Raw genomic sequence first — 26,220 nt, forward strand, 5'->3', positions numbered from 1 at the left:
GCCGTCCGCCGCTGGCGCGCCGCCCGGCGGGCCGCCGGTGACGAGGCCGGCGCCGCGCCGGACGCCCCATGGCCGCCATGACCGAAAGGCTCTCGCCGGATCTCTGCGTCGTCGGCGGCGGGGCGGCCGGCCTGTCGGTGGCTGCCGCGGCGGCGGGCTTCGGGGTGCCCGTCGTGCTCGTCGAGCGCGGCCGGATGGGCGGCGAATGCCTGAACGCCGGCTGCGTCCCGTCCAAGGCGCTGATCGCTGCGGCCCGGCACGCCCGGGCGGTCGACGAGGCGCATCGCTTCGGGGTCCAGGCCGGGCCGGCGATGGTCGACATGGCAGCGCTGCGGGCCCATGTCCGGGCGACGATCGCCGGGATCGCACCGACCGACTCGGCCGCCCGGTTCACGGCTCTGGGCGTCCGCGTGATCGCCGGCACGGCCCGTTTCACTGGGCCGGACAGCTTGGCCGTGGACGACGCAACCGAGATCACCGCACGCCGCGTCGTGATCGCCACCGGATCGTCCCCCAGGCTCCCGCCGGTTGCGGGCTTGGCCGACGTCCCCTTCCTCACCACCGAGACGGTCTTCGACCTCGATGTGCTGCCCCGCCACCTCCTGGTGATCGGCGCCGGGCCGGTCGGGCTCGAGCTCGGGCAGGCGTTCCGCCGGCTGGGCAGCGGCGTCACGCTGGTCGAGGCCGGCGAGCCGCTCGCCGGCGAGGACCCCGAGGCCGCCGCGAGCGTGCTGGCGGCGCTGCGACGCGAGGGCGTCGACATCCGGCCGCATGCCGGCATCGCCCGCGCCTTTCGGGCCGGCGGAGCCGTCGCGCTGACGCTGGACACCGGCGAGACGCTCACCGGCAGCCACCTCCTGGTGGCGGCCGGCCGCGTCCCTTCCCTCGCCGGCCTCGATCTCGACCGGGCCGGCATCGCGCACGGCCCCGACGGCATCCGGGTCGACGCGGCGCTGCGCACGACGAATCCTCGCGTCTACGCCATCGGCGACGCCATCCCGGGGGCGCGTTCGACCCACGGGGCGAGCCATCAGGCCGCGCTCGTGATCCGCAACGCGCTGTTTCGCCTTCCGGTCCGGTTCGATCCAGACGCGGTCCCGCGGGTGGTGTTCACGGATCCCGAGCTCGCCCGGATCGGGCCGACCGAGGCCGCGCTGCGGGCCCGCGGCGAGTCGTTCCGGGTGCTGCGCTGGCCGCTCGCCGACAACGACCGGGCCCGCGCCGAGCGCGACATTCCGGGGCATGTCAAATTGGTAACGACACGCCGCGGCCGCATTCTCGGCGCAAGTATCGTGGGTGCCCATGCGGGCGAGATGATCACGACCTGGGGCCTCGCGGTCCGGAACCGCCTCTCCGTGCGGGATCTGGCCGAGCAGGTGGTGGCCTATCCGACCCGCGGGGAGATCGGGAAACGCGCCGCAATGACGTTCTATTCCCGAACCCTGACCAATCCGATGGTGCGCCGGATGGTCGGCTGGTTGCGTCGGTTGGGCTGATGGACGCCAAGACTGCACTCCACACGCAAGGCGGGCCACCGGAGCTCGCACCGCCTCCGGCCGGTACGGCGGACGTCGCCCCGCCGCACGGCGTGCTGGCGACGGCGCGAAACATCGCAATACCGCGCTTCGGGCTCTCCGGCCGCCTGCTCGTGCTCACCATCTTGTTCGTGATGCTGGCCGAGGTGCTGATCTACGTCCCCTCGATCGCCAATTTCCGGCTGAGCTGGCTGAGCGACCGCCTCGCCGCCGCCCACACGGCCGCGCTGGTGCTCGACGCCGCGCCGAGCGGCATGGTGCCCGAGAGCCTGAGCCGGCAGATCCTGGACAGCATCGGGGCGCGCGCGGTCGCCATGAAGATGGGTCGCGAGCGCCGCCTGCTCGCCACCACCGAGCTGCCGGCCGCGGTGAGCCAGGAGGTCGACGTCCGCGCCGTCGATGCGCCCACCGCGATCGTCGACGCCTTCAAGACGCTGCTGACCGGCCACGACACCGACCTGATCCGCGCCGTCGGCCCCGCCCCGATGGGCGGCGAGTTCGTCGAGATCGTGCTGGAGGCCGGGCCGCTCAAGCAGGCCATGTGGCGCTTCTCGCGCAACGTGCTGCTGCTCTCGCTGGTGATCTCCGGCATCACGGCCGCGCTGGTCTATCTGGCCCTCCACGTGCTGTTCGTACGGCCGCTGCATCGCATCACGGCCAACATGACGGCGTTCCGGGCCAATCCGGAGAATCCCAACCGCATCGCCCGCCGCTCCACCCGCGAGGACGAGCTCGGCATCGCCGAGCGCGAGCTCGCCGCCATGCAGACCGACCTCGCCTCGATGCTGGCGGAGCGCTACCGGCTCGCCGCGCTCGGCCTGGCCGTGTCGAAGATCAACCACGACTTGCGCAACCTCCTCAACTCGGCGCAGCTCATCTCCGACCGCCTCGGCAGCATCGCCGACCCGCAGGTGCAGCGCTTCGCCCCCAAGCTGATGCTGGCGCTGGAGCGGGCGATCGCCTTCTGCGAGACGACGCTCGCCTATGGCCGGGCCCAGGAGCCGCCGCCGGACCGCAAGCCGGTCGCCGTCGACGCGCTGGTCGAGGAAGCGCGCGAATCCCTCGGTCTCGGCCTAGACGGGCCGATCGGCTGGGTCACGGCGATCGAGCGCGGGCTGACGCTCGACGCCGACTACGAGCAGATGCTGCGCGTGCTGGTGAACCTGGTGCGCAACTCGGTCCAGGCGCTGGAGGGCCGCGCCCCCAACGAGCCGGGACGCGACCAGATCCGAATCAGCGGCCGGCGCGAGGGCACCGTCGTGGTGCTCGAGGTCTCCGACACCGGCCCCGGCCTGACGAGCCGGGCGCGAGAGCACCTGTTCGAGGCGTTCCGCGGCTCCACCCGCTCGGGTGGCACCGGCCTCGGCCTCGCCATCGCGGCCGAGCTGGTGCGCCTGCACGGCGGCGAGATCGGCCTCGTCGAGGGCACGCTGGGCGCCACCTTCCGGATCGCGATTCCCGACCGCGCCGTCGACCTGCAGGACCGCCGCGACCAGCGCGCCCGGGCGTGAGCCGGCCCGCCAGGAGGCGCGAGATCGAGCCCCACCCCTGTCCGTCGTGAGCCCCGAGACCGGGCATATGGGTTCCGGGGGCGCCGACCTGCGGTCCGTGCCCCGGACCGACGGAGCAGACCCCAAAACCCGGCCATGCACGGACCGCCGTCGCGATCCCGTCACCTACGTCTTGCCAAGCCGGCGCCGACTCGCTAGCTATGCGTCGCCGCGCCCCGGCGTCCCCTGGACGCTCGCGGGCGAACCGGCCACGCGCCCGTAGCTCAGCTGGATAGAGCACCAGACTACGAATCTGGGGGTCGGACGTTCGAATCGTTCCGGGCGCGCCAATTATATCAAACACTTAGCTGTAGTTTGAGCTTGCACCTGCTTATCGCGAGCCCACACTGATAATCAGCTGGTAAGCAATTCTTTGGAGCCGCTAGGATGCGGCGCCTGCCGGGTGATTTGCGCAGGCACGGCGCAAGCAGACGGTCCGCGAATGCGACGCTGCATGGCGGTTAGCGTTTAGCCTTGCGAAAGCCGTGCTGTCGAATGAAACGCCGCGAACAGACCTGCGCTTTTTAAGAAGTGTGTTTTGGGTTCGAATCCCACTCCCTCCGCCAGTAAAATTACCTCCCAGTAATATCATAAAAATCAATAATTTACCGCGGTGCACAATGCGTCGTACCCTAACGCTGCCCCCAACGCTCCGACCCCAACTGCTGTGCTGGCAGCGACCTCAACCCCGACGATTATCCCGGCTACGACACCGCGTGGTCGTTCTTCGCCCGGACCGAGCCGTGGACGCTCGACTTGATGACCGACCCGGTTCGCGGCCTCGTCGCCGACGATCGGAAGGCCCGGAAGCTGGCCGACACGGTGGCGGCCCCCATGCTGACCGTAACGGCGCCCGACGTGCTCCGCGCGGCCGGCATCGAGGACATCACGGCGGTGCCGACCGCTGTCTGGCATGTCGTCTTCCCCGACAATCCCTGACGTTCGGCGGACGGTCCCGAGGCGGCCCGTAGGCGGTCGCTGGTGAGTTCTTCAGGGCGGGCGGTGGCGTTGTCATCGTCCGCCCTGGGTGTCTGTGCGGGATCCAGAATGGCGCCACGGGCACGGGGCCTTACTTCCGATCGGACGTGAGCATCTACGACTTCACCGCCCTGATCGAGGGCCTGGAGACCACCCACAAGGTCCGCGTGGTGACCCTCGACGGGGCGCCCTGGTTCGTCGGGGGTGACGTGTGCGCCGTGCTGGGGCTGCGGCCGGACTGGAACACGTACCGGGCCCTGCACGACGACGAGCACAAGAGCCTGTCGAAGAGGGCGTGCTCGGACCACGCTCTCTTCCCCGGCCGCGCCGCCTGGGTTCACGTCCTCTCCGAGCCCGGCCTCTTCCGCCTCGTCATGCGCAGCGACAAGCCGATCGCCCGGCCGTTCCAGGACTGGGTGGTCCGTGAGGTGCTGCCGGCGATCCGCAAGACGGGCGGCTACGTCCTGGCCGGCGCCGACCCGGCGGCCGTGGAGGTGGGTGCGACCGAGATGATGCCGCTGCCGGCGACCTTCACGGAGGCGCTCCGGCAGCACGCCGCAACCCTGATCCGGCTCGCCGAGGAGCAGGAGGCCCACGCCAAGACCGAGGCCGAGCGGCAGGCGGCCGTGGCGGCGAAGGCGCTGGCCAAGGGCGAGAGCCGGTTCAATCGGATTGAACTGACGGATCGGCGAGGCCGCCCGGGAGAAACCGGGACACTAACAGTAAGCACAGAACGCTCAACTTAGAGCGCGTGATCTTATCAATTTGCAGCCTCTGGTACGATAGGGGCCACAACAGCTTAAACGCGGACCGCCCCGCCCTCTGACGGGCCTGGCCACCCGGCTGGCGACACGCGCCCATCTTCAACAACACAGGTGAACATGACCACCACTAATACATCCACCACCGCCTTCGCCGATGGCTCGTGCCTCGGCAACCCCGGCCCCGGCGGCTGGGCTTGCATCATCACCGATCCGACCGGCACGACGCGCACCCTGAGCGGTGGCGAGCCCGACACCACGAACAACCGGATGGAGCTGACGGCCGCGACCACCGCCCTTGGGGCGATGGCGGACGACGCCCCGGCCGTGCTGTTCCTCGACAGTGAGTACGTGGTGCGGGGTGCCCGGGAGTGGCGGCCCCAGTGGGAGCGCCGCGGGTGGCGCAACGCCAACCGGAAGCCCGTCGCCAACGCCGACCTCTGGCGGGCGCTGTTCGCCCTTGTGGACGCCCGGCCGCTCGTCGAGTTGCGGTGGCTTCGGGGACACGCCGGCGATGCCGGGAACGAGGCCGTCGACCGGATCGCACGGGCGGAGGCCGAGAAGGTCCGCCTCGCCACCGTGGGGGTTCGCGCGTGACGGACACCGCGAACGTCTGGGCTGATTTGGACGACGCCGCCGCCTCGATCCACGCACAGGTCGAAGTTGACGACATCGTGGTCCGCCCCGAGTGGCAGGTGCGGGACCGCTTCGATCAGCGCCTGTGCTGGGACTACGTCACCGCCTACGCCAACGGGGCCGCCATGCCGCCGATCCAGCTCGCCCGTGTCAACGGAGCGCTCATCCTGATGGACGGCGCCCACCGGCTGGCGGCGCAGCAGCACATGAAGCGCGAGGCCGTCGAAGCCGTCGTCACGGACCTGTCGGAGGACGAGGCGCGATGGCAGGCGGCCCTGGCGAACACCCGAAACGGCGCCCGGCTGCGGCAGAGCGAGAAGCGCACCGTGTTCGACGTCTACATGGCGCAGGGCCGCTATCGGAAAGGCCGCGGCGTCAAGTCGTACCGGGAGATCGCCCGTGAAATGGGAGGACTGGCGAGCAAGTCGGCGATCGAGAAGTGGATGAAGAAGGACCACCCGAAGATCGCGAAGCGGATGGCCAGCGCGAGGGACTTCACAGCCGGCCCCGATGCCCCCGCCGAGCGCCCACCGACGCCTTACGAGCGCGTCGTGGGAAGCATTGAGGGCGTGGCCCGACAGGCAGTGGCGGAGGCGCGGGCCTTGTGCCCGACCGCCCGGCTGGCCCTTGCGGCAAGGCTGCGGAAGGCGGCTCAGGCGCTGACCGAAGCCGGACCGTGGAGGCACGAGCAAGCAACTGACGAAACAGCGGATTTCTGAGGAGTGTCCACGGTGGACACCCCAGGAGCCATAGCGGACGGGAAGCCCCTGCAGCGCAATGGCTTTTCGGGCCTCGTCGGGTCACCGGGAACATCGCCCGTCCGGGGGCGTAGCATAGCGCCGGGGGATCCGCGGATGGGACCCGTTGGGTAAGGACCCGGCGTGTTCTGGCGACAATTTCCGAGCCGCCCCCTCGATCCGCGCTGCCATGCCAAGTCCCCCCGCCCGGCCCTAGCGATCAACGTGGTGGACGTGGTCGATTGTTGATCTACTGCTTCGACAGCACGTCAGCCTGGACCCGCTGCCAGTGCTGATCTCCCCGGGGGGGACCGCTCGACCGATGCTAGATCCGACCTCCCGATGACGGGGCGCATTTAACGTCAGGGTGCTCTAGCGTCGATAAATAACGCTGGGCGGCCAGCGCCATTTCTGCTCGCGGGAGCACCCGAGAAAGCCCGCACCGAAGTCCGCCGACAAGAAGCGGATCGGACCCCTGCGTCCTGCCCGTGGGAGAGCCTGGCATTGAGGGGCCAAGCCCTCCCGTGCCCTGCCAACGCCCGGCGTTAATCGGTAGTACGCACGTACTCATCAAACGATGGAAAATTCTGGTCGGCCTTCGCAATGCTCTCGTCAAGCATGTTTATTACGGCTTTGAGCTGTTCGGCTGAAAGCCCCGTCTCCCGCGCTCGAAGGCGCGAGGCGTCTTCTAAGACTAGCTTTGCGTAATTGCACTGTTCTCGCAGAAGTATGGCTAGCCCGCGTATGTCGCGAGCTGCAATCATGTCATCCCCCTTAGCGTAAACAATAACATTCATACAGCCCTGTATTTCCATAAGCGTCGTATAGAAGGAGACAACAAGAGCCGGGCGTGAAAGGCGACTTATACGGTCCGCCACAATTGGATAGATGACAGGAGAGGGGATGAACATCACTATTGGGAGGCCCCCACGAGGACACGAGAACTCTCCTTTGAGAACCTTCGTGCATAATTCCAATTTACCAGCTACGTACTTTGCAAGAAACGCAATTTCCATGATTATTGCAATCAGCGTCTTCTCAGCCTCGTCGTCTCTTTGGCCTCTTAACGTTAAGTAGACAGCCAGAGCTGCGCCAATAGCGCCTACAGCGCCGCCGATAATACCTCCCAATGCACTGGCGACCTCGCCCGCCTTTGAGTTGAAGAGAGACGTGATAAAAGTACAGAGCAAGAGCGTAAAGAAAAATATTACAAGACCAACGAGGGTGTTGGTGTTTTGTGGCATCTAAAGTGCTCCCGAACCTTTGATAGCATGCGCAAAGTATCCCAGGCGCTGCTGTCCGGCTAGAAGATCCGGTGAAACAAGCGACCGCTAGGGTATAGCCATACGGACAATGTGGATGTGCCAATTTCCAATGTCCGTATGGGTTGAATTCGATCTACGGACAGGCTACTGTGCGGACAGTACCCATACGGACGTCCCGGAGCCTGCCATGTCCACCATCCTCTACGCCCGCGTCTCCACCGCCGAGCAGACCCTCGACCATCAGCGGACCCACGCCGAGGCGTCCGGGTTCAAGATCGACGAGGTCGTCGCCGATCACGGCGTTTCCGGCATCAGCACCCGGCTCCGCGACCGTCCGCAGGGGCGGCGGCTGTTCGACATGCTCCGCGCCGGTGACGTGCTGGTCGTGCGCTGGGTGGACCGCCTCGGGCGCAACTATTCGGACGTCTGCGACACCATCCGCGAGTTCATGCGCCGCGGCGTTGTCATCCGCACCGTCATCAACAACCTGACGTTCGACGGCGCCACCAAGGACCCGATGCAGCAGGCCGTCCGGGACGCGCTGATCGCCTTCATGGCGGCAACCGCACAGGCCAACGCCGAGGCGATCAAGGAAGCCCAGCGGGCCGGGATCGAGGTGGCGAAGGGCCGGGAGGACCACCGCTACCTCGGCCGGAAGCCCAGTTACACCCGCGAGCAGTTCGCCGAGGTCCGAGGTCTGCTCGGTCAGGGCACTGAGATCACGCGGATCTCCAAGACCACCGGCCTAAGCCGACAGACGGTCTACCGGATCAAGAACGACCCTACGGAAGCGGAGGCGGCTCTGATTGTGTGGGAGGGCAGGGGGAAGGCGGACCTCGGAGTGCAGTGATTGGACAGTCGGCGGCCGAGATGTTTTCCAGGCGGTCCGAGCCCATCTGTCTTATTTGCCGCTTCACCCTGTCTGCAGAAACAGCACCGCCCAGCGTGAAGCAGCGTACCGAAGGCGTGATGCCCCTCGTGGCGGGGTTCTGTAGAGGAGCCCACTTTGCCGTTTTCCCGTCCGGCAACACATGCTGGAGAGCTGCGGCGGGAAGCATCGCCGAGCATGCTCCCCACCAGATGGTGCCGAAAAGGGTCACCGCGCCTTCCTGCTTCTGGCCTTTTTCTTTGGGAGGCAAGCGACCTTGATCGCCGCAAAGACGATGATGGGCGGATGATCGCCAACCGCAGTTATCGAGGTTATGAAGTTGAATATGTAATCGGTAATTGTATGCATTACAGTATCCTTTGTTAAAAGCATTTGTTAGCAATGTAAGTTCAGAACTAGAAGCAAAAACAGTCGCTTGGTGGCGACTGACTAGGTATGCGCCGCGCGGCGGCGGGCCGTCAAGAAATTTTTGTGTGCGGTCACAGCGCGTATTAAAATGGTTTTACATGAGGCGTCAGGATGATCGCAATAAGGTCATCCGCGGGGCAGCCTCACTGCCTCGACGCACTTCCGCTTGAGGTCGACCAGTTCCGCATCCGAGTAGGTCCGCAGCATCTGCGCGGCGCCCTTCTCGTCCCAGCCCATCACCTTGAAGATCACGTTGGGTGGCTGGCCGGACGCCTCTGCCTTGGTCGCGAACCAGCGCCGGAACGAATGGAAATTGACCTTCGACCGGCGAGCGCCGGGGCGGTGATCGTCGACACCGAGACCGCGGCGGTAGGTGTAGAAGCGCTTCGACACCGCCATGGTGCGGTTGCCGTCCAATCCCTCGGGGAAGTCCGGGAAGATGTAGCCGTCATCCGACCGGCCCTTGGTCCGCCGCGCCACGATCTTCCGTAGGGCCGAGTGGATCGGCACCTTGCGGACCGCGGCGTCCGTCTTTCCCTTCCAGACGCTGAAGCAGTCGTTGCGGCAGTCCTTGACGCGAAGTCGGCCGATCTCGTCGATGCGCATCCCCGACAGCGCCGCGATCTTCATCACGTCCGCCAGATCGAGGTCGGGGTCGCCCCTGAGCAAGGTGCTCATCTCCTCATCGGTGAAGGCGCGTTCGGGGCCGAGTGGCCCGTCCGGGTCGATGCGGTTGCGCTTCAGCTTCGGAAGCGACTTGCCCAGCCACGGATTGCCCTTGATGCCGCGGTTGTTGCCCAGCCACTTCCAGTACTGGCGCAGCAAGGAGAGCTTCTTGTTCGCGGTCTTCCACGGCATGCTCCGGTTCACCAGCGCCTCGTCCCGGAAGTCCGCCGCCACCCGGTCGTCCACCGTCTCGAGGAACATGCGGCGTCGATTCTCGGAGCACCAATCTGCGAACTGCTGCAGCGTCTGCCGCGCTTCCTGCTTGGTCTTGTCGTTGTAGGTCGTGGCGTTCAGCCAGCGGTCGAGGAAGGCGTCCAGCGGCGTCGCCTTGCCGGTGGCGAGGTCCAGGAAGGCCTGCGCCTTGTCGGCGGGCGCCTCGTCGTCATGGTCGTGGAGGGAGGGGCGACGGATCGCCATGTCGATCGCCTCGGCCCGCTCGACAATCCGATCCAACAGGACCTCGCGCTCGTCCTCGTCGTCCGCCCTGGTGATGTGCTCCCGCCATTCCAGTGCTTCCTGGATGACCGGGTCCCCCTGATCGCCCTTCGGCCTGCCGGCGGCGGTGACCTCCGCCTTGAGGTCCTTGACCACACCCCATCGAGCCGCCCGCGCGATGTCCAAGTTCGTCGTCTGCAGCGAGCGGACCAGCCGCTTCTTGCCGAGCACACCACGCAACGTCCGCGGCACCTCGACGGTGGCGTACCACGTTGTCCCGTCGCCCCGCGGCTGTGTCAGGTAGCGGTAGTCGCCGCGACCGCTCGTCGCCCCGGTCTCGATCCCATGCCCCTAACGCTGCCCCCAACGCTCTGCCCCTAACGCTTAGGCCAAGAAGTGGCCGAATGCCAGTCTTTTCTGGGGTTCATGGGTCAACGGGGGAGGGTCCCACTCCCTCCGCCAGCAGACAAGATAACGCATTGGATCATAAAGATTTTTTGATTGGTGTGCGGCCGTGCCCATACCGCTACCCATATTTGGCTCGGCGCAGGTGGACGTCGTCACTGATCGCCTTGGCGCCGTGCAATGCCGCTCCCCTGGACAAAACGAGGCGCGAATGAGGCATCGTTAGCCTCAGAGCCTGAAAACGATTCGATATCTCTCGAGTCGATGACGGACAGGGTGAGCTCGCCCTCGGCGGGAAGTGCGTGCCGGGCGGTTGTTGTGCTGGCCGTGGCGAGGCGCGGGCTGGCGGGGGTTGCTGCCGGGGTCTGAGGTCGAGGTGTCCCGACCGCGGCGGCGGCTGTCGGCTCACGCGCCGATCAGGCGCCGATCACGCGCCGATCAGGCGCCAGGAACAGACCATGTTGTGGGTCAGGGCGTGCCACAGGGCGATGGTCCTGACCTTGTCGAGGCCGCGCACGAGGAACCGGGTCAGCCCGCGATTGCGGGCCTGGGCATTGGCGCATTCCGCCGTGGCGGCGCGCTCCTTGTAGATAGTCTTGGCGGCGTCGCTCTTCATGCGCTCTCGCCAGGCGGCGACGCCGGGCGGATCGTCGGGGAGCGGAACATGGCGGTCACGCCCCGGATCGCGCGGCGTCGGCACCGGCACGAAGGTCTCGACCCCGTCCCTGGCCAGAGCCTCGATGTCGTCGAGCTTGGCGAAGCCGCCGTCGGCGAGATGCTGGCGCGGTCGCCGGCCGTAGTGCGCGGCCAGTTGGTCGTTCATCGGCGCCATCTTGCCCATGTCGGAGCCGATCGGGTCGACCGACACGCCGGCGATGGCGCCGCTGGTGGTGTCGCTGGCGAATTGCACGTTGAAGGCCGGCCGGAAGCCGCCGTCGGCCATCTTCATGACCCGCGCCTCGGCGTCGGTGGTCGAGGCGCGGGGCTCCGGCTCGGGCTTTTTGCGGGCTTGTGCGGCCGCCGGCTTCGGCTTGCGGGCGTCGCGCTCGGCCTGCCGGCGCACCTTGTCCTGCTGGCGCGCCTTCAGCTCCGCCGTCGCCGCCAGCGCCGCACGAACCCGTCGCTCGCGTTCCTTCGCGGCGCGCTGCCGCGCCGCCGCCTGCCGCCGGCTGCCTGCCGCCGGATCGGCGTCGAGCTCCGCCCGCAGGTCGCGCACGGCCTGCTCGGCCCCCCGCAGGCAGTCCTCCAGGGTCGAATGACGACGGAACGACGCCGCCCCTGCCGCCGCCCGCACCCGCACGCCGTCCTGCGCCACCCGGTCGAGGCTCGCCACCCCGGCCCGCACCAGCGCCGCGAAGCTGTCCACCAGAAGCCGCTCCAGCACCGCCCCCTGCGCCACCCGGAAGTCCACCAGCGTCTTGGCGTTGGTCCCCACCCCGCCGCACAGCCACTGGAACGCCACGTGCTCCCCGCACAGCCGCGCCACCTCGCGGGCGCTGCCGATCCCCTCCACGGTCGCGTAAAGCCACAGCGCCATCAGGATGCGCGGGTCCGCGGGCGGGTGCCCCGCACGACCCTCCACCGCCTTGATGGTCGCGTGCAGGGCCGACAAGTCGAGCCCATCCACGAACTCCCACACCAGCCGGACCCGATGATCCTCCGGCACCAGCTCGTCGAGGCTCAGCGGCCGCCATTCCACTTGGCTGCGCTCCGCAAGCCGAAGCCGCGGCGCCCCACCCCCGGCCCGCGCCGGCGCCCCTTGCTCCGGCAAAGCTCCGAACAGCCCGTCCCGATCACAAGATCCCATCGCCGCATGCTCCGAGAATCAAACGCGACGATTCTTCGCACGCGACGACAGCCCGATCCTCCCAAATCGAGGAGGGTCGAAAGATTCTCAGGCTCTCAGCCCATCGTCGCCGGCAGCGGCGCGCATTGGCCGAGCAGCGCCGCCACGTTCGAGAAGCCGGGCCTGTTCGAGAAGGACTTGATCATCGAGATCACCGGGCAGGAGGGACGTCGTTTCTGGGGTGTGAGCAAGCTGTCCAGCGGCGCCGAATCCACCAACGAGCCGTTCATCGGCGCGTTTGCGGGTCGCGACGGCAAGAAGCTGGTCATGGCCGATACGGACGGCTACTTCACAGCCGAGCTCGTCGACGCCGACACGCTGTCGTTCTGCTACGCCCACGCTGGCGGCAAGACGGCGTCGAGCGTGGTGAGCTGCAACGAGGTGAAGCGCGCGCGCTGACGCCGGCCAGGCGGGGACCCAAGCCCGCATCGGCGAATCCGCTGTCGGCGGAGCTGGCGCAGATGAAGCGGGAGAACGCGCGGCTCGCCCGGAAGCTGGCCCATGCCGAGGCGATCATCGACATCCAAAAAAAGTTGCGGCCCTGGTGGGGATTCCGCTGGCGACGCTGGACGGCGACGACGAGCCATGATGGACGCGATCCTCGCCTCGGCGCCGACGCCCGGCCTGACCGCCGGCGCCTGTGCGGCCCTGAACGTGCCGCGCGCCAGCGTCTACCGGCAGCGTTCCCGGCTGGCCGGGCCGCCGCCCGCACGGCCTCCCAGACCGAGCCCGGACCGCGCGCTGACGGTCGTGGAACGCAACACCGTGCGCGACCTTCTGCGGGCGCCGCGCTTCGTCGACCAGGCCCCCGCCGAGGTCTATGCCGGCCTGCTCGACGAGGGCGTCTACCACTGCTCGATCCGCACCATGTACCGCATCCTGGCCGCCGACCGGGAAGTCCGCGAGCGTCGTGATCAGCGGCGCCATCCGGTCTACGCGAAGCTGGAGCTGTTGGCACGCGCTCCCAACCAGGTGTGGTCGTGGGACATCACCAAGCTGATGGGGCCGGCCAAATGGTCGTACTTCTATCTCTACGTGATCATCGACATCTTCAGCCGCAGGGTGGTCGGCTGGTGCGTCGCCGATCGTGAGAGCGCCACCCTGTTCAAGGCGCTGTTCGACGACGCCATCGCCAAGCATCCGGCGCCGCCCGGGCAACTGACGCTGCACGCCGACCGGGGCGGTCCCATGCGGGCCAAGGCCACGGCGCTCCTGCTCGCCGATCTCGGCGTCACCCGATCCCACAGCCGCCCGCACACCTCGAACGACAATCCGTTCTCGGAAAGCCACTTCAAAACGATGAAGTACCAGCCGCAGTTCCCGCAGCGCTTCAGCTGCATCCAGGACGCCAAGACGTTCTGCCGCGGCTTCTTCGACTGGTACAACCAGGAGCATCACCACGCCGGCATCGGCCTGATGACGCCCGACCAGGTCCACTACGGTCAGGCCGACGACGTCCACGCCGCCCGCCAGAGCACCCTCGACGACGCCTTCACCAGAAACCCGGAACGCTTCGTTCGCAAGCAGCCCCGACCGCCCACAAAACCGACCGCAACCTGGATCAATCCACCGCCGAAAAGCGAAAACATCCAAGCCTAAATTCCACGTCGGACTGTCTCAGAATCGTTGACACGTTCCGCGGCGCGACCGGCACCACCGTCTCGCGCGCCGCATGGACGCGGCACCAGTCGAGCCCTTCGAGCAGCGCCGAGAGCTGCGCCGCCGACAGCCGCACCACGCCGTCCTGCACGTGCGGCCAACGGAAGCGGCCGTCCTCCAACCGCTTCGCATACAGACATACGCCGGTGCCGTCCCAGAAGATCAGCTTCACCCGGTCGGCCCGTTTGGCCCGGAAACACGTAGACGGTCCCGGAGAACGGATCGGCCCGCATCTCCTCGCGCACCAGCGCGGCGAGCCCCTCCGCCCCTTTGCGGAAGTCGACCGGCCGGGTCGCCACCATCACCCGCACCGCGCCCGTCGGGCCGATCACGGCCGCGCCCTCAGCGCCCGAATCACCGCCGCAACCGTTCCGACCTCCGCACCGCGATCAATCCGAACGCTGACGCCATCGATCTCCAACGCGATTGTCCCGGCGACATCCGCGACCTTGCGGTTCCGCAGCGTCCGCCGACGCCGCGCCGCTGGGTCGGGCGACCGCGCATCGACGACGGCCGGAACGAACATCGGGGCCTCGACCGCCGGCGCACGCGCCACCGGCTGCCGCGCCAGTCGGCGCCACGTGAACAGTTGCTGCGGCATCAGTCCATGCCGGCGGGCGATCTCCGACACCACGGCGCCCGGCGCCAGCGTCTCCTCGACGATCCGCGCCTTGTCGTCCGCCGAAAACCGCCGCCGCCGGCCCGTTCCCGAGATCACCTCGATCCGGTGAACCGCCCCGTTGGGCTCGAGCATAGGGTCAAGATTAGACATGAGCCGATCTCCGATTCAGACCTCGATGATCGGCACACTCGGCCCTCGCACCCCCTCGCAGAAGGTGGGGCCAAAACGACGCTTACGATACTCCAGCTGCGGATCGTGCAGCTGCGAGTACTGTTGGACGCAGACGCCTATTCCCTGTCACCCATCAAGGCCGATCGCGATCGTTCGAAACAGCGTTCACGATTCCCTGGACTAGATGATCAGAATGCTCTGGAACGGATCACGATGGCCTGGAAATGACGAGCACGAGGACCGCGACCACTCGATAGCCGAGCTGGATGAGTATACCGAACCCGTAACCACAATGCTCCTAATGGTTAACTCATGATACGGGGGCTCGTGGCGCCGTAAAAGTCTCCATGAGCACACAGTTGATCGGCCTCCAAATTTCTGCTTGCGTAATTACTCCGTAGTCGCCCCCCGGAATCGCCCGAAACTCCAGCTGTCCCTCGGCCCGACCAAGACAATGTCGTAGATTTCGGGAGTACTGTCTTCCATGCCGGGCGAACCGGCCGGCATCCCCGGGACCGCGAGGAGCCGCGCCTCTGGAGCCTCGGACAGCAGCCGTTTGACTGCAGCGGCCGGAACGTGCCCCTCGATCACGTAGCCTGAAATCTCGGCCGTGTGGCAGGACTGCAGATCGTCCGGAACGCCGAGCCTACGCTTGATGGCGATCATGTCGTCGGCGTCGACGACCCGGACCGCGATGCCGGCATCCTCGATGTGGCTCGCCCACTTCCTGCAACAACCGCACGCGCGGTCCTTGTAGACCTTGAGAACGGGGGTGCCCTGCGCGACGTAGATCCCGAGAGAGCCCATGGCCGTCACCGCGCCGAGGAGGACGAGCAATGTTCGACGGTTCAGCCTCGCAGACCTCGGCGAGCCCCGAGCCTGCTCGGGCGGATTGCGTTTCGCAGGCCGGGGCACAGAGGCGGACCGAAGTTTGCGCGGTGTCGTTGTCGGCACGTCGACCTCCGGACAAGCTCAATTCCTGGTGTGGAGCATCGGCGACTTCGGGCCCCCCTGATAGCGACACTCGTATCCGCCCGGATGCTTCAACGGCACCGCCTTCGCATAGGCCTGATAGGTCGCGGACGAATTATTTGATTTCCCGGCCGTCGGAATCCACGACGTATTGCCCGCCTGGGCTGCCCCGGAGAGCATGAGTGTTGCGATGGCCGCGCTGAAAAGCGTTTTGCTGAACATTGTTTTGCTCCGTTCGTTCGTTGAATGCGCTTCATCGCGCCTTCAATAATGAGTTCGGAGCAGCGGCTTGGCCGGTTACAATTGAGCGCCGGTCAGGCCGGGCAAATCGTATCAGGACTATTCCGGATCGTCGGATGGAGCGAGCCCAACGCTCGGCAATGCTCACAGAGGACAGATTCGTCCACGGTGCGGCTCTCATTTCCCGTCGGGCGTGCGCAGGCCGTGCCAGACGTCGCGGACCTGCTCGTAATGCACCTGGGGCTCGTAGCTCGTGGTCGCCAAGCCGAGGCTCTTGTGATCGAGGCGGCCGACGGTGGAGAGCAGCGTGTAGGAGGCGACGACGCGGTCGCGCTGGGCGAGGATCAGCCGCGAGCGGGCCTGGGTCAGATCCTGCTGCGAGTTGAGCACCTCGAGCGTGGTGCGCTGGCCGGCCTGAGCCTCGCGCTGCACGCCGGCCAGCGCGATGCTCGCGGCGCGGACTTCTGCCTCTGTGGCCGACAATGCGATCTTGGACCCTTCGTACATTACCCAGGCTCCGACCGCGGCCGTATCCGTCTGCCGCCGAATCCGATCGAGCACAATCCGCGTTTGACTGAGCACCTCTTTCGATTGACGCACCTGGGCAGCGGCAGTCCCGCCATCATAGATCGGAACGTTGAGATTGCCCATTAAGGACGCTTGGTCCGACCCTTTCATTTCGAGAGTAGTGTCCGTATTCCGCTCTCGGCTCAACGCTCCCTGCACCGTGAGCGTCGGGTAAAGCGCACCTTCCGCAACCTTGATCGCGTACTGGGCGACATCGACGTCGTAAGTCGCGCCGGCAACGGCAGGATTCTGCCGGCGGGCAACTGCGACAGCCTGCTCCCTGCCTTGCGGCAAAAGGCGGTCGACCGGCTCGGCGCCGGCGAGGCGGTCGGGCGAAGAGCCGATCACCTGTTCGTAGGTCGCTCGGCTGATCGCGAGATTGACCTCGGCGGCATTGAGGTCGGCGGTGCCTCGCGCGAGGCGGGCTTCGGCCTGGGCGACGTCGGTTGGGGTGACGTCGCCGGCTTCGAGGCGCTTGCGAGTGGTCGCCAACGTTTCACGAAGGAAAGCCAGGCTGCTCCGTTGCGCTTCGACGAGCGACTGGTTCGCCACGACACCCATATAGGCTGTAACAGCATCCAGAAGTACCGACTGTTCGACACCACGCAACGCCTCCCGTCCAGAGAGGATCTGCGACTCAGCCTGGCGAACCATGTTCCCGGTGCGAAAGCCGTTGAAGAGGACCTGAGTGATTGATAACTGTGCCGTATAACCCCGCAATGTAGCCGACTGGCTATCGCCTCCGGGCATCAATGTCCTCACTGCAATGAGGCTCGGACTCAGGCTGGCGGCAATTTGCGGGCGATAGCCAGACAGCGCGATTGACACGTTCTCGTCGGTGCCACGCTGACGCGCCCGCTCGGCATTGAGCACCGGGTTGCTTTGATACGCGCGAACCAGTGCTCCCGGTAACGTTTCAGCTATTCCTGACGACGGCACGAAAGCGATCGCCACGAAGGCGGCTGACGCGATCCGCCGAAGCACACAGCGGTAAAAGATAGAACTCACCCCCGTGCGGAAGCGGATCGTCCATCTCACGTCGTGAGGGACGCTTGTTTGGTTCACCAACGCGCTAACGGTCATCCGACGACGTCCCGAATCGTGATTAATTCTGCGGGCGGAAAGCCACCCGCTCTGCTGCCTGGTGATCGCATGAATCGCCTCTCACGTTTACAGGACCGCGGCTACTTCCTCCGCACTGCAGTCTTCTTCCGATCGACTTTTGTATCGGGGCTCTGCAGGCACGGAGGCCCACGGACCCCATTCAAGTTCAACACAGGAGCTGTTCCTTCCCGCTGCTGACGGATGCGTTCCATCGTCCCCATCCACTGCCAGCCATTATCGCCAGCGGTTGCCGGAGCAGCCGCGGCCACACTCAGCAGCATGGTCGCGCTCAAAGCCGCAACGTTCATCAAGCGAGGCGTGTCCTTCTCCACGACTGAACTGGCGTTCGGGAGCCCTGCCGAAGCAGGGCCCCGAGCCTTCGAGGGTCAGAACACATTCCGCTCGTTGAGGAGCCGACTGCGGATACGGGGGTCAGGGTCCGTGCTGTAGTTCCCGGTCACGCCCCCGCTGCTCAGCGAGCCGCCATCAGGCACACCCAACGCCCTGGCCCGCGCGCCCGCAACGGCTCGGGGCAGCACGGAACCCGAGTGCGAAAGCGCAAAATGCTCCTGGTCGAGGCGGTTGTAGACGAACGGATCGGGGTCGGTCGCATAAGCGGGTCCGCGCACGGCCACAGGAGCCGACCGGGTCGCCGTGGAACGCGGCAGCACCGCGCTGGAGTGCGACAGAGCCCGGTGCTCCTGATCCAGACGCGAATACACGAACGGGTCCGGATCGGTCGCGTAGCGCTGCTGCGCCATCGACGGAACGGTTCCAGAGATCATCATAGCGACGCCGACAGCAAGCCCGATACCGTACTTGTTCATTGTAACCTCCTCGTTTGCCATGAAAGCCATTGTCGTGCTTTCATTTGATAGTTCGTCTGGCGGGAGAGACCGGTTACAATTCCGTCGGCGCTTTTACTGCGTTTCGAGAGCTCCAAGGAGCCGCCATAAGCCTTGCATCCGCAAAGCGGCGCCAGGTACGCGCTGCTGCGGCGTTGCATCGACGGGACTCCGTCGGCCACCTCCTTCACTTCTTGACCGTCACGGAGCCGGTCATCCCTGCTTCGCGATGGCCAGGGATCAGGCATGTGAACTCATACGTCCCGGATTTGTCGAACATCCACAGAAGCTCGGCCGTCTTTCCGGGAGCAAGCGTTCGGCCGTTCGGCTCATCGTGAGCCATGTCGGGGTGCTGCTCCATCATCCGCTGGTGAGCAGCGCTCTCCGCCGCCGACACCAACATGAACTCGTGATCAAGCTCGCCGTGATTTTGGATTCGGAAGCGCACCTGCTCGTTCCGACGGACTTCGATCCGGTCAGGAGTAAACACCATCTTCCCGTCGGGCTCCCGCATCTCGATGTCGATCTGTCGAGCGGGCTTCTTCGGATCTCCGGGTCTGCCCGCAGCAAACCGAGCAGCATGATCGTGGCCGCTCGGCTGTGTCCGAGGGGCACTCGACACAGGGGGCGGCAGCGGGGCGGACGAGCTGCTCGGAGGTCCCATGTGATGCTGGTGCATGGACTGAGCCGCAGCGTGCTGGTTGTTGATCGATCCAACCGCAGCCGCAGTCATCATGGCCGCCAAAATGGCATACGCTCTCATACCAATTCCTTTCTCCAACCGTCGATTCGGAGTCTGTTTCTCGGGCGTCGCTTGCAACGCACTGCAAGCTCCTCCACCGACGTGGGGGTGCTTGCAGTCCCGACTGTACTCACCAGCGCAGCAGTTTCGGTCCGAGCAGAGCGCCTGCCGCGGCGCAAAGCGCAATGGTCGCTCCATACCAGATGGCGACGAAAGGAACCGAGTCGTCCATGCAATGGAGCGCGTAACCGGTCGCGCTGAGACCGCCAGCAACCAATCCGGCCAACGCACCAGCCTTCCGAAGATCGGTCGGCATCTGTTGTCGAACCGCCCACATGGTGACCGCAAAGGGAACCACGGCGATCAACGGAATCGAGATCAGACACTCGACCCATTGCTGCCCCATCACCTCGTCGTCCCAGTGGCTCCACGGCGCCATTGAAAGCGCCCCGGCGGCCATGGCCATGATGGCGATGAACGGCAACACCACAATGAGAAGAGAGGTCTTGCGCTCCCCTCCCGGCCGCGCAAGCCGGGTCAAATACATCGACGAGAGCGCGACGATTCCGAGCGAGAACACCAGCTTCGCGGCCAGGAACACGAACGACCCATCCTCACCAAGATCGGAACGAACGCCGAACCCAACAGCGACGACAGCGACGGCCGCGGCTGCGCCGAAAGCGACTGCAATTGCGATCGAGCGCGTGACCTTGTTCCGGTCCACCGGTTCGACGTGCGTGCTGAGCATCGCAATCAGATCGTCCGTCTTCATGATTTTCTCTCCCGGGCGATTGCCGTGCCGAGCGCCTTCAAACCCCGATGGATGTTGACCTTGATCGCCGATTCCGAGGCACCGCACTTGGCGGCGGCCTCCGCGACGCTCAATCCGTCGATCTTCACCAATTGGATGGCCTGCCGCATGCGGTCCGGCAGGCGACCCAATAGACGTCCAAGGTCGAAAGCGCTCTCCGCCCCCACGCGGTCATCGACGGCGACAACGTCCTCTGCCTCGTCGATGCCGACATCGGTCGCGGACACACGCGTGCGTCTCAGGTAATCGAGCAGCTTGTAACGCGCGATCGCGTGTACCCATGGCGTCAGCGGCTCCGCCGGATCGTAGGTATGACGTCCCGTGTGGATCGCCATCAGCGCCTCCTGAACCAGGTCCTCGGCGTCGGCCACACCTCGCCCCGTTCGGGCGAGGCGGCCTTGGTAGTAGCCCCGAAGATAGCTGCTCAACTGTTGAAGCAGCTCCCGATGCGCTCTGGCGTCACCCGCCAAAGCTGCGACCATTAGCGCCTTTAACGCGGGCTCGTTCACGCTCATGCGGCGCCTATCAACTAGTTCGATGAAGCCGGAATTTGGTTACACGCCTCTGCCTCTCTTTTCGGAATTAGTTCGGCGGTTGCGACATATCGTGCCTTTACGGCGGCATAGATGGCTGGGATGACGATCAAGGTCAGCAGGGTCGACGACACCATGCCGCCGATCATCGGGACCGCGATCCGTTGCATCACCTCGGCACCGGTCCCGTGGCTCCACATAATCGGCAGAAGGCCCGCCATGATGGCGGCGACCGTCATCATCTTGGGCCGCACACGCTCCACCGCCCCGGTCATGATCGCAGCATGGAGATCGTCGCGCGTGAACGGCCGGCCTTCGGCGGCGCGCTCAGCCTGGAGTTCCTTCAGCGCGTGGTCGAGATAGATCAGCATGATCACGCCGGTTTCGGCGGCGACGCCAGCGAGCGCGATGAACCCGACCGCCACCGCCACCGAGAGGTTGAAGCCGAGCCACCACATCCACCAGAGCCCCCCGACGAGTGCGAACGGAACGGAGAGCATGACGATCAGGCTTTCGGTGATCCGGCGGAAGTTCAGGTAGAGCAGGAGGAAGATGATCAGCACGGTCACGGGGACGACGATCTGAAGTCGAGCCTTGGCCCGCTCCATGTACTCGAACTGGCCGCTCCAGCCGACATAGTACCCGGGCGGGAACTGGACCTGGTCCTTAACGGCCTTCTGCGCGTCGGCAACATAGCCGCCGATGTCCCGGTCCCGCATGTCGACATAGATGTAGACCGCCAGTTGAGCGTTCTCGGTGCGGATCGTGGCCGGCCCTCGGGCCAGACTGACCTTGGCCACCTGCCCGAGTGGGATGGTGGCGCCCTCGGCCGTGGGAATCAGGACCTGCGACGCGATAGCCTGCGGATCGCTGCGGAGATCTCGCGGGTACCGCACGGTCACGGAGTAGCGTTCCCGGCCTTCGACGGTCGTCGTCACCGGTTCGGCCCCGAGCGCGGTGGCCACCGTGTTCTGGAGGTCGTCGATGGTCAGGCCGTACCGGGCAAGCTGGGCCCGGTCAGGATCGATGTTGAGGTAGTAGCCACCGATCACCCGTTCCGCGAAGGCGCTGGTGGTCCCCGGGACGGTCCTGACCGCGGCCTCGATCTGCCTCGCGAGCCTTTCGAGTTCGGTCAGGTCCGCGCCATACACCTTGATCCCGATCGGCGTCCTGATGCCGGTCGACAGCATGTCGGTGCGCGCCTTGATCGGCATCGTCCATGCATTCGCAATGCCCGGAAACTGCAGCGCGCCGTCCATCTCGGCGATCAGCTTGTCGACCGTCATTCCAGGACGCCACTCGCGTTCCGGCTTCAGGTTGATGATCGTCTCGAACATCTCGGTCGGCGCCGGATCGGTGGCGGAGGAGGCGCGGCCCGCCTTGCCCCACACCGACGCCACCTCGGGAAAGCTCTTGATGATCTTGTTCTGGGTCTGGAGCAGCTCGGCCGCCTTGGTCACCGACAGGCCGGGGAACGCGGTCGGCATGTAGAACAGCGTTCCCTCGTTGAGGGTCGGCATGAACTCCGATCCGAGCTTCGAGGCCGGCCAGACCGTGACGGCAAGGATGACGACCGCGATGGCGATCGTCATGCCCTTGAACCGGAGCGCCGCCACGATGAACGGCCGATAGGCCCAGATCAGGAACCGGTTCACCGGATTCCGATGCTCGGGCATGATCCGACCGCGAACGAACAGCAACATCAGGGCGGGAACCAGGGTCACCGAGAGGAACGCCGCCGCACCCATGGCAAAGGTCTTCGTGAAGGCGAGCGGCTTGAACATCCGTCCCTCCTGCGCCTCGAGGGCGAAGATGGGCAGGAACGATACGGTGATGATGAGCAGGCTGAAGAAGAGCGCCGGCCCGACCTCGACCGCCGCTTCGATCAAGCATTCGCTGCGCGGCTTTCCGGGCGGGGCCCGCTCGAGATGCTTGTGCGCGTTCTCGATCATGACGATGGAGGCATCCACCATCGCCCCCACGGCGATGGCGATCCCGCCGAGGCTCATGATGTTCGAACTCAGCCCGAGGAGATGCATCAGGGCGTAGGCAATCAGGACGCCGACCGGAAGCGTGATGATCGCGACGAATGCGCTGCGGACATGCAGGAGGAAAATGACGCACACGATGGCGACGATCACGCTCTCCTCGATCAGGGTCGACTTGAGCGTCTCGATGGCGCGGTAGATCAGTTCGGAACGGTCGTAGACCGGGGTGATCTCGACGCCCGACGGCAGGCTCGACGCGATCTCGCCGAGCCGCTTCTTGACGTTGTTGATGACCGTCAGTGCGTTCTCGCCCGAGCGCTGCAGCGCTATCCCGGTGACCGCCTCGCCTTCACCGTCGACCTCGGTGATGCCGCGACGTTCGTCGGGGGAAAGCTCCACTCGCGCGACGTCGCGCAGGAAGACCGGTACTCCCTTCTCGCTCTTGACCACCACGTCCCGCAGGTCGGCTAGGCTCTTGATGTAGCCGCGCCCACGGATGGCGAACTCGGTTTCGGACAGTTCGATGGTCCGGCCGCCGACGTCGCGGTTGCTCGCGCGGATCGCGGCATTGACCTTGTCGAGCGGGATGCCGAGCGCCTGCAGCCGCCGAGGATCGACGACCACGCTGTATTGCTTGACGAAGCCCCCGACGCTCGCGACTTCCGCGACCCCCTCGGCCTTCGCCACCGCGAACCGAATCTGGAAGTCCTGCATGCTCCTGAGTTCGGCGAGGGTGTGCTGGGCGCTCCGGACTACATACTGGTAGACCCAGCCGACGCCCGTCGCATCCGGCCCGAGCGTCGGGGTCACGCCGGTCGGAAGTCGGCGCTGGGCGGCGCTGAGATACTCGAGCACCCGCGAGCGCGCCCAGTAGAGGTCGGTTCCATCCTCGAAGATGACATAGACGAAAGACACGCCGAAGAACGAGAAGGCCCGCACGGTCTTCGATTTCGGCACGCTCAGCATCGAGGTGGCGAGCGGGTATGTGACCTGGTCCTCGACAACCTGCGGCGCCTGGCCAGCGTACTCGGTGTAGACGATCACCTGCACGTCAGACAGGTCGGGGATCGCGTCGAGCGGCACCTTGTACACCGCGTAGATGCCCGCGAGCGTCACGAACAGGGTGGCCAGCCCGACCAGAACCGTATTGCGAGCCGACCAGCGGATCACTGCCCCGATCATGGCGCGGCCTCGGGCGCCGTGAAGGACTTCAAGGCAGCGTTCAGGTTGCTTTCCGAGTCGATGAGGAACGTGGCGGCGGTCACCACCGCTTCGCCCTCCACGACACCGTTCAGCACCTCGACATAGCCCTGTCCGTGTGCGCCGAGCTTCACGTCACGGGGCTCGAAGCGCCCCTCCTCCCTGGCGACGAGCACGATCTGCCGGGAGCCGCTGTCGATGATCGCGCTCTCCGGAACCGAGACCTTGGGCGCCTCGTCCGCTCCGGCGTGGAACATGACTTCGGCGTACATGTCGTTTCGCAACCGGCCACCCCGATTGTCCAGTTCGATGCGCACCCGGGCGGTCCGTGTCTCGGCGCGCAGGTCCGGATAGATGAAGGTCACGATGCCTTCCAGCGGGTCATTGGGGTAGGCTCGCAACGTCACCGCGGCGTGCATCCCTTCCTTGATCGCGGGAAGGTCGAGTTCGGAGACCTCGGCGATCACCCACATCCGGGAGAGGTCGGCGATGCGATAGAGTTCATCGCCAGGCATCAGCCGCTGGCCGTTCACGATCTTCTTCTCGATCACCACGCCATTCGCGGGCGATATCCAGTCGATCGTGCGCGTGCTGATCCCTTTGGTCCGCACCTCCTCGATGTGCCGCTCGGGCACTCCGAGATTGCGGAGCTTCTGCATCGCGCCATCGACCGTCTGCAGGCTCAATCCGCCGACCCCGCGGCTCTGGGCAGACGTGGCGACGTTGAGGTCGACCTGCGCGAGTTGAATTTCCTTGCTATAAATGCGGAACAGCGGGTCCCCTGCGTGCACGAGCGCGCCGGTCGTGTTGACGAACAGCTTCTCGACATAAGCTTCGGAGCGTATCGTCACGGTCGTGAGCCGCCGCTCGTCGTACTTGACGGTGCCAACTCCACGGACGGGCCGGACGAGCACGCGCGCGGCCGCCGGTTCGGTCCGCACGCCGCTTCGCTGGATCTTGCTGAGATTGATCTTGACCGACTTGCCGTCGTTTGGCTCGTCGCCCTCGTACACCGGGACATAATCCATCCCCATAGGGTCCTTCTTCGGCGTGGCCGACACGTCGGGAAGTCCCATCGGATTGCGGTAATAAAGCAACTTTCGCGTGGCATTCGCGGCGGGGGGTTTGGGCGTCACACCGGCGAGCGGGGGCTCATCGGCGTCATGGACCGGGATGTAGTCGCGGCCGGCGGCATCACGCGTCGGGACCGCAGACCACGCCGCGGCGCCGCTCGGGTCGCGGTAGTAAAGAATCGGCTTCGCCGAAGCCGAATGATCGTGCTGGCCGGCTTGCGTCTGGGCCCGCGCCGGCAAAAGACTGTCCGGCACCAACGGCAACAGAACATACGCGCCGCCAGCCGCAAGTCCGGCTAACACCAATAGGCGAGCAACTGCCCTGGACATCATTTCCCCCGCTGCGGACTGAACACCTGCGACGCTGTACGCGCACACGCAGGTCGCCACCCGTCGCGTTGTCTATTTGTTGGCCTTGAGAATCACCTTGCCCTGCACGGTGTCCTGCTCGCCCTGGACCTTTGCGGCAAGGCTGAATTGGTAGCGGCCGGCCATCGGGAGATCGGTCTTGAAGGCGTAAGTGCCGGGTTGTTCGGCCGGCACGGGAGCGACCGGCGAGGTCATGTCGGCCATGCCGTCGGGCCCCATGTCGATCCGGGTGCGGAAGATCACGGCATCCGGAACAGGATTCCCGGTCGGCTTGTGAACGAGACGCACGGCCACGATCACGTCGTCACCTTTCTTCATCTCGGGGGTGACGGCTTCGAAGGCGTAGTCGTTACCGCCGGCCTTGGCCGCGGTCGATGCGACAAGGGCGAGCGCGAGCAGCGGGCCGGCGGACCAGATGCCGAGTTTCATTGGGAAGTCCTTCCGTATGGCCGATTTGTGTGGGTTGAGGAACTGACGCCTTCGGGGAGCGCGGGCCGATCCGATACTGCGGCGAACCACCGACGCAGCGTCATGCCGTCGGTGGCGCGGGAGTCTGCGTGATGCGGACCGGCGCCGGAGTGACGCGATGCGCGTGGCCGGATCCCGCGGCGTGATGCCCGCCATGCATGAAGAAGTGCATGAAAAGGCACAGGAGGAGAGGTGCGACAAAGAGAAGTGTCGCTGCCGGTCCGCCGGGCTGGCCGCCGCCGAACGCGATGGCGCCAGCGCCGATCACGACACCGACTCCGAGCAGAGCCATCACGCCGATCCACTTGGTGAAACGCTGATTTTGAAGCGCAAACATCGAAAGTCTCCCGATCCGTTCGAAGTGCCCGGACCACTGTCGCGGTTCCAGGCGGTCCTTCAGAGGACCTTCACTCCGGTAGTTCGAGCGAGCGACGGATTCGGTTACATGCCCGCGAACTATTCGACAGATCGAAAAGAAAAAGAGACGCCATGCTTCACCGTCGAGTGAAGCATGGCTGGCATCATGGTCGCCTAGTCGCGGTCCTGAAAGCGCGAACCAAGCACCGCGTAAGGTGATCTCCCCGATGCCCCTCACTGCCGAGGGCGCATCGCCTTCATGCCGCCGTGTAGAAAGATTTTAGTGGTATAATTCTACCACGACGGTTCTATGTGATGGAAGTTTATC

At 65.7% G+C, this 26,220-nt stretch carries 24 protein-coding genes, 1 tRNA gene and 2 pseudogenes; 11 read left to right on the forward strand and 16 right to left on the reverse strand.

Going from position 1 to position 26,220, the window contains the following annotated elements; all coding sequences use genetic code 11:
• Positions 1-68 precede the first annotated feature (68 nt).
• From CH341_RS07165 to CH341_RS07195, 7 genes are all read left to right on the forward strand, one after another.
• The gene (locus tag CH341_RS07165) at positions 69-1,496 is read left to right on the forward strand and encodes a dihydrolipoyl dehydrogenase family protein (protein ID WP_342635003.1); all 1,428 of its coding nucleotides are present in this window, start codon (positions 69-71) and stop codon (positions 1,494-1,496) included.
• 173 nt (positions 1,497-1,669) lie between these two features.
• Positions 1,670-3,046: a sensor histidine kinase gene (locus CH341_RS07170; protein WP_245430930.1), complete on the forward strand. Its 1,377-nt coding sequence runs from the start codon at positions 1,670-1,672 to the stop codon at positions 3,044-3,046.
• 252 nt (positions 3,047-3,298) lie between these two features.
• Positions 3,299-3,375, forward strand: a tRNA-Arg gene (locus CH341_RS07175).
• Positions 3,376-3,844: 469 nt separating this feature from the next.
• A complete protein-coding gene (locus CH341_RS07180; RefSeq protein ID WP_111418350.1) occupies positions 3,845-4,024 on the forward strand; it encodes a hypothetical protein in 180 nt (59 codons plus the stop codon).
• A gap of 146 nt (positions 4,025-4,170) precedes the next feature.
• A complete protein-coding gene (locus CH341_RS07185) occupies positions 4,171-4,809 on the forward strand; it encodes a BRO-N domain-containing protein (RefSeq protein ID WP_170149512.1) in 639 nt (212 codons plus the stop codon).
• Positions 4,810-4,944: 135 nt separating this feature from the next.
• Positions 4,945-5,421: a ribonuclease HI gene (gene rnhA / locus CH341_RS07190; protein ID WP_111418352.1), complete on the forward strand. Its 477-nt coding sequence runs from the start codon at positions 4,945-4,947 to the stop codon at positions 5,419-5,421.
• Complete coding sequence (locus CH341_RS07195) at positions 5,418-6,179, forward strand: ParB N-terminal domain-containing protein (protein ID WP_111418353.1); 762 nt, start codon at positions 5,418-5,420, stop codon at positions 6,177-6,179. The genes rnhA and CH341_RS07195 overlap by 4 nt, the downstream gene beginning before the upstream one ends.
• 563 nt (positions 6,180-6,742) lie before the next feature.
• On the opposite strand, the gene CH341_RS33620 is transcribed toward CH341_RS07195, so the two are convergent.
• Positions 6,743-7,441 (reverse strand): hypothetical protein, encoded by a 699-nt coding sequence (locus tag CH341_RS33620; RefSeq protein WP_146604404.1) that lies wholly within the window; start codon positions 7,439-7,441, stop codon positions 6,743-6,745.
• 208 nt (positions 7,442-7,649) lie between these two features.
• On the opposite strand from CH341_RS33620, the gene CH341_RS07200 reads away from it, so the two are divergent.
• Positions 7,650-8,312, forward strand: coding sequence for a recombinase family protein (locus CH341_RS07200; RefSeq protein WP_111418354.1), 663 nt, complete (start codon positions 7,650-7,652; stop codon positions 8,310-8,312).
• Between the two features lie 573 nt (positions 8,313-8,885).
• Here CH341_RS07200 and CH341_RS07205 read toward each other — a convergent pair.
• Positions 8,886-10,151, reverse strand: a complete 1,266-nt coding sequence (locus tag CH341_RS07205) for a tyrosine-type recombinase/integrase (RefSeq protein ID WP_245430931.1) — start codon at positions 10,149-10,151, stop codon at positions 8,886-8,888.
• A gap of 601 nt (positions 10,152-10,752) precedes the next feature.
• Positions 10,753-12,132, reverse strand: coding sequence for an IS1182 family transposase (locus tag CH341_RS07210; protein WP_111418356.1), 1,380 nt, complete (start codon positions 12,130-12,132; stop codon positions 10,753-10,755).
• Between the two features lie 177 nt (positions 12,133-12,309).
• On the opposite strand from CH341_RS07210, the gene CH341_RS07215 reads away from it, so the two are divergent.
• A complete protein-coding gene (locus tag CH341_RS07215; protein WP_111418357.1) occupies positions 12,310-12,570 on the forward strand; it encodes a hypothetical protein in 261 nt (86 codons plus the stop codon).
• Positions 12,534-13,770, forward strand: a pseudogene (locus tag CH341_RS07220) (IS3 family transposase); the annotation flags it as partial. The gene CH341_RS07215 and the pseudogene CH341_RS07220, both read left to right, overlap by 37 nt.
• 76 nt (positions 13,771-13,846) lie before the next feature.
• Here CH341_RS07220 and tnpB read toward each other — a convergent pair.
• The 13 genes and pseudogenes from tnpB to CH341_RS36375 all read right to left on the reverse strand — a co-directional run.
• Positions 13,847-14,162: pseudogene (gene tnpB, locus CH341_RS07225) on the reverse strand (IS66 family insertion sequence element accessory protein TnpB); the annotation flags it as partial.
• On the reverse strand, positions 14,159-14,602 hold the full coding sequence (gene tnpA / locus CH341_RS07230) for an IS66-like element accessory protein TnpA (RefSeq protein ID WP_111418359.1): 444 nt from the start codon (positions 14,600-14,602) through the stop codon (positions 14,159-14,161). The pseudogene tnpB and the gene tnpA, both read right to left, overlap by 4 nt.
• Positions 14,603-15,013: 411 nt before the next feature.
• Positions 15,014-15,460, reverse strand: coding sequence for a DUF411 domain-containing protein (locus CH341_RS07235; protein ID WP_245430926.1), 447 nt, complete (start codon positions 15,458-15,460; stop codon positions 15,014-15,016).
• A 135-nt stretch (positions 15,461-15,595) separates the two neighbouring features.
• Complete coding sequence (locus CH341_RS33625) at positions 15,596-15,817, reverse strand: hypothetical protein (RefSeq protein ID WP_146604405.1); 222 nt, start codon at positions 15,815-15,817, stop codon at positions 15,596-15,598.
• A 195-nt stretch (positions 15,818-16,012) separates the two neighbouring features.
• Entirely contained in the window at positions 16,013-17,485 is a 1,473-nt protein-coding gene (locus CH341_RS07240) for a TolC family outer membrane protein (protein WP_111418360.1), read from the reverse strand.
• Positions 17,486-17,892: 407 nt separating this feature from the next.
• On the reverse strand, positions 17,893-18,333 hold the full coding sequence (locus CH341_RS07245) for a hypothetical protein (protein ID WP_146604406.1): 441 nt from the start codon (positions 18,331-18,333) through the stop codon (positions 17,893-17,895).
• 205 nt (positions 18,334-18,538) lie between these two features.
• Positions 18,539-19,291 carry a cupredoxin domain-containing protein gene (locus tag CH341_RS36370; RefSeq protein ID WP_425376152.1) on the reverse strand — a complete coding sequence of 251 codons (753 nt, stop codon included), beginning with the start codon at positions 19,289-19,291 and terminating at the stop codon, positions 18,539-18,541.
• On the reverse strand, positions 19,224-19,865 hold the full coding sequence (locus CH341_RS07255; RefSeq protein ID WP_111418362.1) for an NrsF family protein: 642 nt from the start codon (positions 19,863-19,865) through the stop codon (positions 19,224-19,226). The genes CH341_RS36370 and CH341_RS07255 overlap by 68 nt, the downstream gene beginning before the upstream one ends.
• Positions 19,862-20,419: a sigma-70 family RNA polymerase sigma factor gene (locus tag CH341_RS07260; RefSeq protein ID WP_111418363.1), complete on the reverse strand. Its 558-nt coding sequence runs from the start codon at positions 20,417-20,419 to the stop codon at positions 19,862-19,864. The genes CH341_RS07255 and CH341_RS07260 overlap by 4 nt, the downstream gene beginning before the upstream one ends.
• 14 nt (positions 20,420-20,433) lie before the next feature.
• The gene (locus tag CH341_RS07265; RefSeq protein ID WP_111418364.1) at positions 20,434-23,607 is read right to left on the reverse strand and encodes an efflux RND transporter permease subunit; all 3,174 of its coding nucleotides are present in this window, start codon (positions 23,605-23,607) and stop codon (positions 20,434-20,436) included.
• Positions 23,604-25,031, reverse strand: a complete 1,428-nt coding sequence (locus CH341_RS07270) for an efflux RND transporter periplasmic adaptor subunit (protein ID WP_111418365.1) — start codon at positions 25,029-25,031, stop codon at positions 23,604-23,606. The genes CH341_RS07265 and CH341_RS07270 overlap by 4 nt, the downstream gene beginning before the upstream one ends.
• Before the next feature lie 69 nt (positions 25,032-25,100).
• Positions 25,101-25,496: a FixH family protein gene (locus CH341_RS07275; RefSeq protein ID WP_111418366.1), complete on the reverse strand. Its 396-nt coding sequence runs from the start codon at positions 25,494-25,496 to the stop codon at positions 25,101-25,103.
• 100 nt (positions 25,497-25,596) lie between these two features.
• Complete coding sequence (locus CH341_RS36375; protein WP_425376153.1) at positions 25,597-25,707, reverse strand: hypothetical protein; 111 nt, start codon at positions 25,705-25,707, stop codon at positions 25,597-25,599.
• Between CH341_RS36375 and CH341_RS35750 the strand changes: the two genes are divergently transcribed.
• The gene (locus CH341_RS35750; RefSeq protein ID WP_245430928.1) at positions 25,654-26,043 is read left to right on the forward strand and encodes a hypothetical protein; all 390 of its coding nucleotides are present in this window, start codon (positions 25,654-25,656) and stop codon (positions 26,041-26,043) included. The two genes, CH341_RS36375 and CH341_RS35750, sit on opposite strands and share 54 nt — an antisense overlap.
• Positions 26,044-26,220: the final 177 nt, after the last annotated feature.

Source organism: Rhodoplanes roseus (assembly GCF_003258865.1).
GTDB lineage: Bacteria > Pseudomonadota > Alphaproteobacteria > Rhizobiales > Xanthobacteraceae > Rhodoplanes > Rhodoplanes roseus.

Coding starts and splice junctions, on each gene's coding strand:
- CH341_RS07165 (WP_342635003.1), top strand. CDS start 69: ATGGCCGCCATGACCGAAAGGCTCTCGCCGGATCTCTGCGTCGTCGGC.
- CH341_RS07170 (WP_245430930.1), top strand. CDS start 1,670: ATGCTGGCCGAGGTGCTGATCTACGTCCCCTCGATCGCCAATTTCCGG.
- CH341_RS07180 (WP_111418350.1), top strand. CDS start 3,845: ATGACCGACCCGGTTCGCGGCCTCGTCGCCGACGATCGGAAGGCCCGG.
- rnhA (WP_111418352.1), top strand. CDS start 4,945: ATGACCACCACTAATACATCCACCACCGCCTTCGCCGATGGCTCGTGC.
- CH341_RS33620 (WP_146604404.1), bottom strand. CDS start 7,441: ATGCCACAAAACACCAACACCCTCGTTGGTCTTGTAATATTTTTCTTT.
- CH341_RS07200 (WP_111418354.1), top strand. CDS start 7,650: ATGTCCACCATCCTCTACGCCCGCGTCTCCACCGCCGAGCAGACCCTC.
- CH341_RS07210 (WP_111418356.1), bottom strand. CDS start 12,132: ATGGGATCTTGTGATCGGGACGGGCTGTTCGGAGCTTTGCCGGAGCAA.
- tnpA (WP_111418359.1), bottom strand. CDS start 14,602: ATGTCTAATCTTGACCCTATGCTCGAGCCCAACGGGGCGGTTCACCGG.
- CH341_RS33625 (WP_146604405.1), bottom strand. CDS start 15,817: ATGTTCAGCAAAACGCTTTTCAGCGCGGCCATCGCAACACTCATGCTC.
- CH341_RS07240 (WP_111418360.1), bottom strand. CDS start 17,485: ATGACCGTTAGCGCGTTGGTGAACCAAACAAGCGTCCCTCACGACGTG.
- CH341_RS07245 (WP_146604406.1), bottom strand. CDS start 18,333: ATGAACAAGTACGGTATCGGGCTTGCTGTCGGCGTCGCTATGATGATC.
- CH341_RS36370 (WP_425376152.1), bottom strand. CDS start 19,291: ATGGAGCGACCATTGCGCTTTGCGCCGCGGCAGGCGCTCTGCTCGGAC.
- CH341_RS07255 (WP_111418362.1), bottom strand. CDS start 19,865: ATGAAGACGGACGATCTGATTGCGATGCTCAGCACGCACGTCGAACCG.
- CH341_RS07260 (WP_111418363.1), bottom strand. CDS start 20,419: ATGAGCGTGAACGAGCCCGCGTTAAAGGCGCTAATGGTCGCAGCTTTG.
- CH341_RS07265 (WP_111418364.1), bottom strand. CDS start 23,607: ATGATCGGGGCAGTGATCCGCTGGTCGGCTCGCAATACGGTTCTGGTC.
- CH341_RS07270 (WP_111418365.1), bottom strand. CDS start 25,031: ATGATGTCCAGGGCAGTTGCTCGCCTATTGGTGTTAGCCGGACTTGCG.
- CH341_RS07275 (WP_111418366.1), bottom strand. CDS start 25,496: ATGAAACTCGGCATCTGGTCCGCCGGCCCGCTGCTCGCGCTCGCCCTT.
- CH341_RS35750 (WP_245430928.1), top strand. CDS start 25,654: ATGCGCGTGGCCGGATCCCGCGGCGTGATGCCCGCCATGCATGAAGAA.
- CH341_RS36375 (WP_425376153.1), bottom strand. CDS start 25,707: ATGCACTTCTTCATGCATGGCGGGCATCACGCCGCGGGATCCGGCCAC.